General features: G+C 61.7%; 3 protein-coding genes. All 3 read right to left on the bottom strand.

What is annotated here, in order from left to right; translation table 11 throughout:
* Window positions 1-8: 8 nt before the first annotated feature.
* Genes tnpC through tnpA form a run of 3 tightly spaced genes read right to left on the bottom strand, consistent with a single transcriptional unit; the run spans window position 9 to window position 2,328 of the window.
* Window positions 9-1,595, bottom strand: coding sequence for an IS66 family transposase (gene tnpC, locus LPW29_RS15015; protein WP_238628684.1), 1,587 nt, complete (start codon window positions 1,593-1,595; stop codon window positions 9-11).
* Window positions 1,596-1,624: 29 nt separating this feature from the next.
* Window positions 1,625-1,993, bottom strand: coding sequence for an IS66 family insertion sequence element accessory protein TnpB (gene tnpB, locus LPW29_RS15010; protein WP_238628683.1), 369 nt, complete (start codon window positions 1,991-1,993; stop codon window positions 1,625-1,627).
* Window positions 1,987-2,328 carry an IS66 family insertion sequence element accessory protein TnpA gene (gene tnpA, locus LPW29_RS15840; protein ID WP_443112361.1) on the bottom strand — a complete coding sequence of 114 codons (342 nt, stop codon included), beginning with the start codon at window positions 2,326-2,328 and terminating at the stop codon, window positions 1,987-1,989. Before tnpA ends, tnpB begins: the two co-directional genes overlap by 7 nt.
* Between the last annotated feature and the right edge of the window lie 94 nt (window positions 2,329-2,422).

Genomic DNA, 2,422 nt, shown 5'->3' with positions numbered 1-2,422 from the left:
GTAAGCGCTCATTCTGAGGCGTGGTTGCGCAGTCGCTGCACATCGGATCGGAGCGGGTTATCGGCGAAGTGCTCTTTCCAGAGCCGTGGCGTGAGTTCGATGGCCTGGTTGGCCGGATGCTGGCCCACGCGCAGGAGCACGTCGACCAGATAGGTGAAGGGATCGATGCCGTGCAGGCGGCAGGTGACCAACAGGCTCTGGACGATGGCCAAGTGTTCGGCACCCAGTTCAGTCCAATTGAAGAGCCAATTTTTTCGACCCATGGGAACTGGCCGCAGGCCTCGCTCCAGGTGATTGGTGTCCAGTGGGACATCGGGATCCGACAGGAACACCTGCAACGCTTCTTGGCGCTCCTGGGCATATTTCAAGGCTTTGGTGAGCGGGTTGGAGGGCAGCAGGTCGTGGCGCCGGCATTGGGTTTCCATCCAGGCCCAGAAGGACTGCACCACCGGCAAGCTGTGCTGGGTGCGCCACTTGAGCTTGTCCTCACCTGTCAGTTCACGTTCCCGGATAGTGCGCTCCTGGGCGAACAGGGCAGCAATGATCTGCAGGGCCTCCCGGCTGGCCTGGGGTTCCGCTTCCTTGGCGCGTTCAAAGCCCCGTCGGCAATGTGCCCAGCACTGGGCATGGGTCACCTCCGGTCGCCCGGCTGCAAAGCGTTCGTAAGCGGCATAACCATCGGTGAGCAGGACCCCTTTGAAGCGCTCCCCCAAGATATCGACGATGTGCTGCATCCCCCGGGAGGGGCTGTAAGTGAAGCAGATTTCATCGGCATCGCCGTACAGGGGCCATAGATACCCCTGGTGCATCTTGCCCCCACCCTTGCTGCGACCAGCCTTGATTGGGGTCTCATCCATCGCCAGTACCCGGCTCGTTTCCAGGCTGTGGCCTAGTTGGGCCTCATGGATGGGGCGCAGCAGCTCGATACCCTTGCAGATGAGCTGGGTGAGGGTGGCGCGGCTGAGGGTGATACCGTTTTGCGCCAGGCGCTGATGCTGGCGGTACAGCGGCAGGTGGTAGACAAACTTGTCCACCATCATCCCGGCCAGGAAGCTGACATCCGCGACGCTCTTTTCCAGCACGTTCTCCGGGGTGGGCGGGCTGGTCAGGGTCTGCTGCTGCTTGTGCTTGAGGACCGGGCGGCGGTATTCCAGGATCACATAGCTCCCGGGGCGCTGCGCCAGGCGGTGCGTGACCTTGTAGTCAATGATCTCGTAATGCTCGGCACCCGGCCCTTCGAGTTCCTTGGCCGGGACCTCGATGACTTCCTTGGGCACGCTGTCATCAAAGCGCAGGCCGCTGTCGGTCACGGCGTTGTCGCGGGCCTTCTTGCGGCGGGTGTAGGTGATCTCCTCGGTCGGCTCTTCCGGGGGTGGCTGGGGTGGCTCCATCAGCCCGGCCAGCAGGCTCATCTGGGATGAGCCATCCTCGACATGAAGCTTTTCCGACTTGCTACCGAACACCTGCCGCTCGAAGAAAGCCACCTTGTTGAGTGCCTCCTTGAGCTGCTCTGTCAGCGCCATCACCTGCTCGCGCAGCTGCTGGTTTTCCTTGTGCAGCTGCTCCGGATTCGGGCTGTGGGCGGGGGTGTTCACGAGGGTTTATCTCGTTGATCAGATGGGGTTTATTGTACCATGCACCCCTCCGAAAAAGGCCGGTTTCGCCAGCGTTTTTGGCGTTTTTCCACGGCAATCTGCAGCCCTTCGATCAGGGCCGAAAACTCGGTCTGCGACAGCGCCACCTTGGCCTGCGCCGGATCGCCCAGGCGCCGGAATCGGCCCTGTTCCAGGCGTTTGCACCACAGGCAATAGCCGTCCTCATCGAAGTACAGCACCTTGAGCTGGGTGCGCCGCCGGTTGATGAAGATGAACCCCTGGCCACTGAGGGGATCCATGCCCAGATGCTGCTTCACCAGGGCCACCAGACCATCATAGGAACGCCGCATGTCCGTGGGCTGGGTGCACAGCCACAGGCGTGGCAGCGGTCTCAGCATGACTGCCCTCGGCGCACCCGCAGGACCATGCCTGGACCCAGGGTCAGCTCCACGTCCCACCCACTCGTCTGGGCTGGGACCACCGCGGAAGACATCGGCGGATTTACAGACAGTTCGGCGAACCAGGGTGATCCTTCAAGGCCTTTGCTGTTGTCCGCGGGACGACCTTGAGCACTGCTGCCGCCGAGTCTGGATTGCCACCATTTGAATCGGTGCTCTGGCAAGCGCCGCTTTCGGCAGAATGCCTCAACGGACAGATCTCCGGCCCGAAAATCATCAACTAGGGCTTGCCACTGCTCTCGGGAACGGCGGGTGCGGCGGATCGCTTGGGACATGATGGGGCTCTCCCTCTGAACATGAATGCAGGAGAGAAGGACAGTACGCACGGGAAATCAGGTAAGGAATAACGGTCTGGTTTGACCGGTTACG

Origin of the sequence: Ectothiorhodospira sp. 9100 (assembly GCF_022227565.1) — a bacterium.
GTDB lineage: Bacteria > Pseudomonadota > Gammaproteobacteria > Ectothiorhodospirales > Ectothiorhodospiraceae > Ectothiorhodospira > Ectothiorhodospira marina.
Note: the sequence above shows the minus strand (reverse complement) of the source record. Positions and strands in the feature narration are given on the sequence as shown.